Source organism: uncultured Holdemanella sp., from assembly GCF_958348295.1.
Classification (GTDB): Bacteria; Bacillota_I; Bacilli_A; order Erysipelotrichales; family Erysipelotrichaceae; genus Holdemanella.
The window spans coordinates 1-6,534 of sequence record NZ_CATVYQ010000074.1; the positions used below are offsets into that span (position 1 = coordinate 1).

General features: G+C 34.3%; 9 protein-coding genes. All 9 read right to left on the reverse strand.

From position 1 onward, the window contains the following. Window positions 1–11: 11 nt before the first annotated feature. Complete coding sequence (locus Q3907_RS10180) at window positions 12–827, reverse strand: histidinol-phosphatase (RefSeq protein ID WP_301898194.1); 816 nt, start codon at window positions 825–827, stop codon at window positions 12–14. Further along, on the reverse strand, window positions 814–1,557 hold the full coding sequence (gene truA / locus Q3907_RS10185) for a tRNA pseudouridine(38-40) synthase TruA (protein WP_301898195.1): 744 nt from the start codon (window positions 1,555–1,557) through the stop codon (window positions 814–816). The genes Q3907_RS10180 and truA overlap by 14 nt, the downstream gene beginning before the upstream one ends. Continuing rightward, window positions 1,554–2,351: an energy-coupling factor transporter transmembrane protein EcfT gene (locus Q3907_RS10190; RefSeq protein ID WP_301898196.1), complete on the reverse strand. Its 798-nt coding sequence runs from the start codon at window positions 2,349–2,351 to the stop codon at window positions 1,554–1,556. The genes truA and Q3907_RS10190 overlap by 4 nt, the downstream gene beginning before the upstream one ends. Beyond that, window positions 2,344–3,204 carry an energy-coupling factor transporter ATPase gene (locus tag Q3907_RS10195; RefSeq protein WP_301898197.1) on the reverse strand — a complete coding sequence of 287 codons (861 nt, stop codon included), beginning with the start codon at window positions 3,202–3,204 and terminating at the stop codon, window positions 2,344–2,346. Before Q3907_RS10195 ends, Q3907_RS10190 begins: the two co-directional genes overlap by 8 nt. Then, window positions 3,189–4,007: an energy-coupling factor transporter ATPase gene (locus Q3907_RS10200; RefSeq protein WP_295560588.1), complete on the reverse strand. Its 819-nt coding sequence runs from the start codon at window positions 4,005–4,007 to the stop codon at window positions 3,189–3,191. The genes Q3907_RS10195 and Q3907_RS10200 overlap by 16 nt, the downstream gene beginning before the upstream one ends. Before the next feature lie 66 nt (window positions 4,008–4,073). Then, the gene (locus Q3907_RS10205) at window positions 4,074–4,526 is read right to left on the reverse strand and encodes a hypothetical protein (RefSeq protein ID WP_295560586.1); all 453 of its coding nucleotides are present in this window, start codon (window positions 4,524–4,526) and stop codon (window positions 4,074–4,076) included. A 2-nt stretch (window positions 4,527–4,528) separates the two neighbouring features. Continuing rightward, window positions 4,529–5,098, reverse strand: coding sequence for an O-methyltransferase (locus Q3907_RS10210; protein ID WP_295560584.1), 570 nt, complete (start codon window positions 5,096–5,098; stop codon window positions 4,529–4,531). A gap of 38 nt (window positions 5,099–5,136) precedes the next feature. Continuing rightward, complete coding sequence (gene rplQ / locus Q3907_RS10215; protein ID WP_295560582.1) at window positions 5,137–5,499, reverse strand: 50S ribosomal protein L17; 363 nt, start codon at window positions 5,497–5,499, stop codon at window positions 5,137–5,139. 14 nt (window positions 5,500–5,513) lie between these two features. After that, window positions 5,514–6,464: a DNA-directed RNA polymerase subunit alpha gene (locus Q3907_RS10220; protein ID WP_295647465.1), complete on the reverse strand. Its 951-nt coding sequence runs from the start codon at window positions 6,462–6,464 to the stop codon at window positions 5,514–5,516. Between the last annotated feature and the right edge of the window lie 70 nt (window positions 6,465–6,534).

Genomic DNA, 6,534 nt, shown 5'->3' on the forward strand with positions numbered 1-6,534 from the left:
CTTTATTTTAGCTAAACTCTGATTTTATTTTCTTTTATCTTTTTATAATCAATTGAAGGTATGTCGTCAATGATTTCTACATCAAATTTAGATAGTTTTTCCAAAGCCAAATTATATAATTTTTGATCCAAATCACCAATTCTATGCGCATCCATACCTAGAATTACTTTCACATTATATTGAGCAGCGATTTGCCAAAACTTAGTGTGTGGATACTCCTCGTACCCCATACGCATATTGTGTTGCATACCCAATACGTTAAATTCTAATGGAACATTATAATCTTGACTGGTCTTACAAATACGGTGAAATCCCTCTTCAATTTCAGGCGTGATAAAACCACCTGTATCTCTTAAAATCAATTCAGGATGAGCTAAGTATGCATACATACCTGTTTTCATACCTTCGACACAAGTATCGAAATATCCTTTAATATATTCTCCTTTGGCACCACCTAAATAAATATGATCCTCATCTGTACCATAATAATGATTGCCAAAAATCAAATAATCAATTTCATTTTTAATACAGAAATCCAATAACCAATCCATATATTTAGGAAAGTATTCAGCTTCTAAACCAAAACGAATCTCAATCTGCTTCTTATATCTATCTTTCAGATATAAAATGCTATCTTTATAATCATCGAATTCATCAAGCTTCATACGCATATGCGCCACAAAATCAGAGTCATATTTCCAACACGCATGATCTGAAAAGCCCAATACTTCAAAACCATTTTGAATGGCAGCACGAACCATTTCCTCATCCTCACCATACGCATGATGGCAACGTGAAGTATGAGTATGAAAATTAGTTTGTCTCATTGTATTTTACCTCCACTAAGTATAACCCACAGCTTACCGCATTATAACGACATGCCGACTTATCCTTCGCGTTCAACATTTTTTGAACATCATCCACTTCAATTCTATGTTGGCCTACCGCAATTAAAGTACCCGTCATCATTCGAACTTGATACCTTAAAAAACCCGTCCCCTCAAAAATAAAGTGTACATCTGTTCCTTCTTCTAAAATTTCAATATTTGAAATTGTTTTAACCCTTGGCTTTCTAGGATCGATTTTACTTGAGGCAAAACTAGTAAAATCATGCGTCCCTAAAAAAACTTTTGATGCATTTTCCATCGCATTTATATCTAATTCTTTTGCCAATAGATTACGATACTTATAATTAAAAGGATTCTTTATATCATACGAACAATAATAATCATAACGTTTGCCTACAGCACTAAAACGTGCATGAAAATCATCGTGCATTTCTTCCGTTTTTAAAATACGAATATCTTTAGGAAGCAATGCATTTAGAGCTCTTTCATATTGAACGGCCGGAATATTTTTACTTGTTTCAAAATGAAAAACTTGGCCCAACGCATGAACACCCGCATCCGTTCTTCCACTCGCAACAACATCTACATGCTCTTTTGTGATCTTATACAAAGCTTCTTCAATCACTTGTTGAATGCCTAAGGCATTCTCTTGTTTTTGCCAGCCTGCATAGTTAAAACCATCATAGCTAACAAGTGCCTTTACGATCATAATACCCAAATACCAATACAAGCACAAAGAACGACAACACTTAAAATCATTGAAGCATAATCGATAGTTTGCATCTTTAACACTTTGTAACGTGTTCTTTTTCTAGAAGGATCATACCCTCTAGCTTCCATCGCATTCGCAAGTTGATCTGCACGATCAAACGCAGAAACAAACAATGGAACAATCAAAGATAAAATAGCCATGATTTTTTCTTTGATACTACCATTTTCTAAATCCACACCACGACTTGCCTGCGCATTCATAATACGCTGTGTTTCTTCAATTAATGTAGGAATAAAACGCAGTGCAATACTGATCATCATCGCAATAATATGAGCTGGTACACCAATTTTTTCAAATGGCTTCAACAATTTTTCAATTCCCAAAGTCAAATCCAAAGGTTTCGTTGTAGCTGTTAATACAGTTGTGATAATAATCATCAACATTAAACGTACCACAATATACAAAGTTTGATTTACGGCATCACTATAAATTGTAAATCCCTTAATCGAAAACAAAGGTGTTCCTGTTTTAATAACCAATAGGTTAATAACCAACAAGAAAGCCATCATCCATAACATTGGTTTCATTGTTCTTAAGGCATATTTAATATTTAATTTTGATAAATATAAACTAAATAAAATAAAAATACCAATAACCACATATCCAAGGGCTCCCGCAGGAATAAATATCGCAACCATTAAAAACAACATGATCATGATCTTAGATCTTGGATCCATCTTATGAACCACTGAATCTAATGGCATATATTGTCCTAACGCAACATTATTCATGTTTCTTCACCTGCTTTTCTATTGAATCCACAAGTGAATTCATATCCATTGTATCTGGATCCATCTCAAATCCATTTTCCTCTAGCTGCATCTTCAAACGCACAATACTAGGTGGATTGATACCAATCTCTTGTAAATATTCTGGATGCTTAAAGAACTCCTTTACATCCGCTTCCTGCGTAACTTCACCATGACTCAATACGATTACATGATCACAATAATTCATGACATGCTCCATATCATGAGTTACTAAAAGAACAGTTTTACCTTCTTTTTTATTTAAGTTCATAAACAAAGTCATCATTTCCTGAGCGCCTTGAGGATCAAGTCCTGCAGTTGGCTCATCTAAAACTAAAACTTTTGGATTTAATACTAAAATACCCGCAATCGCAACACGACGTTTTTGTCCTCCACTCAAATCAAAAGGGGAACGATCTAAATAACTTTCATCCAATCCTACAATAGGCAAGACTTTCTTTACCAATTCTGAAGCATCTTCCTCACTTGTTCCAAAGTTTTTTGGTCCAAACGCAATATCCTTACCAATCGTTTCTTCAAACAATTGATACTCAGGAAACTGGAATACAAGTCCAACTTCTTTTCTTAATTGCTTCACATCTTTGATTTTCAACAAAGGTTGAATATGAAAACCGCAAATATCCAAAGTACCAGCTGTTGGTATCAATAGACCGTTTAAATGTTGAACTAAAGTTGATTTACCAGAACCCGTCTGCCCAATAATAGCTGTAACTTTCCCTTCTGGAATTGAAAGATCAATACCCTTTAATGCTGCATGAGAAAAAGGTGTATTTTCATTATATATGTGCTCTAATTTCTTTATTTCAATCGACATAACTTTTCAACCACCTCATCTAAACGACATACATTTTCTTTAAAGATTCCACGCTTTTTTAATTCCTTCGAAATCTTTAACGCAAAAGGAATATCCAACTGCATTCTAGCCAATTTATCTTCTTGTTTAAAAATTTCCATTGGCGTACCCTGCATCGCAATTTCACCATTCTCTAATACAATGACATTTTCAGATTGAGCAACCTCTTCCATATCATGTGTAATTGATAAAATCGTGATATTCTTTTCCTCATGTAACTTGCGAATTTGTTCATTGATACTTGCCTTACCTTGAGGATCTAACATACTTGTTGATTCATCAAAAATAATGATATCTGGTTCAATCGCTAAAATGCCCGCAATCGCAACACGTTGTTTTTGTCCACCAGATAATTTAGTAGGCTCGGCACTTAAAAAATCCGTCATTCCGACACGACTTGCGACATCCTCAATAATACCCTGCATCTTTTCTTGTTCTACACAATGATTTTCTAAACCAAAGGCAATATCATCTGCTACTGTAGAACCAATAAATTGATTGTCTGGATTTTGGAATACAATACCTACATGACTTCTTAATTCGTATACACTTTCTTCATTTAGTTCCTGACCTAAAATCTGAATTTTTCCATTTTTCGCTTCCAATAAACCAATAATTAGTTTTGCCATTGTACTCTTACCAGAACCATTATGTCCAATAATTGTTGTATAACTTCCTTTTGGAATTGAAAAAGAAATATCTTTTAATATATCATTTTCCCCATCATAGGAAAAAGTTAAATGTGAAACTTCAATCGCTTCCATTACATATCCTCCACCATAAACAGAAATATTATACCATAATAAAATAGCTTGAGCACGCTCAAGCCACTATTTATTAAAATGAAATCCTTTATATTCTGCACTTGTGTTAGTACAAGCATTTACAAGTGTATCTGATAATATTTTTAAATCACTCTCATTTACACCATCATGATAAATCACATCCACAACTTTATCTTCATCATCGTAAGAAGATGTTAAGCCATTTTCTGCAACTTCTGTTTGGAATTGTTTTGCGTGATCCTTCGAATCAAAACAATAAGTTAAAGTTACTGGAAGAATTTCTTCTTGTGCATCTTTAAACCCCATGATATCCGACTCCATATTTTTCAATGGGCTATCACTTGGTTGAATATCTTTTTCGATTGGTTCATCAATATCTGGACATAAAAATTCGTCTAATTCTTTTTGTCTTTGTTTATCACGACGCACCTTACCTGCAACTGCGCAAGCACTAACTGTAATCGTTGCAGCTCCTAATAAAAACTTAAAAAGCTTCATAGTTATTTCCTCCTTGTTACGGCAACTCCATCTCCATAATCATAAAATGCAGTTTCATAATCTGAAAGATTTGCCAAATACGTATGATAATCATGAATCTTACGAACTAATTGGCGTGTATTGCGATTTTGAGTCAATTCCGGATGTTGTACAAGCCCATGAAAATTCATATTATCTGATACAATTATACCATTCTCATTTAAATGCTTACAGTATTTCTCAAAAAAACGTTGATATTGTGCCTTGGCGGCATCAATAAAAATACAGTCAAATTGCCCATTTACATCGACTTCAAGAGCATCACCTTCAATCAACATAATTTGATTAGATAAACCACTTTCTTCAATATTCTTTTTAGCCTGAACAATCATATCCGAATTTCTCTCAATTGTGACAACTCTCATTCTAGGATCTAACTTAGCCACTTCAATTGATGTACGAGCAATCGCCGTACCTAACTCTAAAAATGATAGACATTGATTTTCTTTAAGTTTTTCTAATAAAAAGGAAAGTCCATCATCCATCATGATAGGCACTTGATGTTCTTTTGCGTATTGTTCTAAATCACTCATATTTTTAGCTCCTTAAAAGAAAAGTGAAGTAGTAACTACTACTTCACGAATTGTACAATAGCCATTGGAGCTGCATCCCCACGACGGATACGAGTCTTAATTACACGAGTGTATCCACCATTACGATCTGCATATGCTGGTCCAATTTCATTGAATAATTTTTGAAGAGCTGTTGTTCCCTCTTCATCTACTTCTACATTACGAACATAAGCTGCTGCTTGTCTACGTGCATGTAAATCTCCACGTTTTGCTAATGTTACTAATGAGTCCATTACAGCACTTAGTTCTTTTGCTTTCATTTCTGTTGTTTCGATTTGTCCGTTTTCAATCAAAGATGTTGCCATGTTACGCAACAATGCTTTACGATGATCGGCTTTACGTCCCAATTTACGATTCCACATGATTCTTACTCCTCTTATTCATACGATTTGAAGAACAATCCCAATTGGTACATTTTGTCCTTCACTTCTTTGAGTGATTTCTTACCCAAATTCTTAACGTGCATCATTTCATCTTCTGTTTTTTGTGTAAGTTCATCGACAGTCTGAATTCCTGCACGTTTTAAACAATTGTAAGAACGAACAGATAAATCCAAATCTTCAATCATCATTGTATTTACTTTCTTAACATCCTCAACTTGAGGTTTTTGAACCATGAAACTTTCTTCTAATTCCAAGTCTGAAACAGTTAAAACTTCATCTAAGTTTTCCATACAAATCTTTGCAGCCATTGTAATAGCTTGTAAAGGTGTAATTGTACCGTCTGTTTCTACATTGATATGTACTTTATCATATTTTTTATCCAATCCAACACGAGCAGGTTCTGATAAATAATCTGCTTTACGGATTGGAGTGAAAGTTGCATCTAATACTACGACATCTTCACCAAAGTCGTATGACACTTTGTTTTCAATTGAACTCTTATATCCAGTTCCAGTTACTGCATAAATTTCCATTTCCAAGCTTGCACCTTTTTCTAAAGTACAAATCACTTGTTCAGGATCTACAACTTCTACAGCTTCTGGGCAAATAATGTCAGCCGCCTGAATTGTTGCTGGTCCTTTCTTTGAAATATGCAATGTTTGGAATCCTTCTCCATCATTGTATAATTGAACAGCTTTTAAATTTAATGAAATACGATAGATATCTTCTAAAATACCGTCAACCATTGTTGCTTTTCCATCATATCCAGATAATTTAAATCCAACAATGCGTGTGCCTGGTACACTTGTTAATAATGTACGGCAAATTGTATTTCCAATCGTAATTCCAAAACCTCTTTCAAGAGGTTCAAAGATATAAGATCCAGTATTGTTTTCTTCATCCACAAATTCTTTATGAAGTGAAGCTCTTTCAAATTCCTGCATCGTTATCCTCCTTTTACTATCCACGAGGTCGTTTTGGTGGACGACATCCGTTGTGTGGAATTGGTGTTAC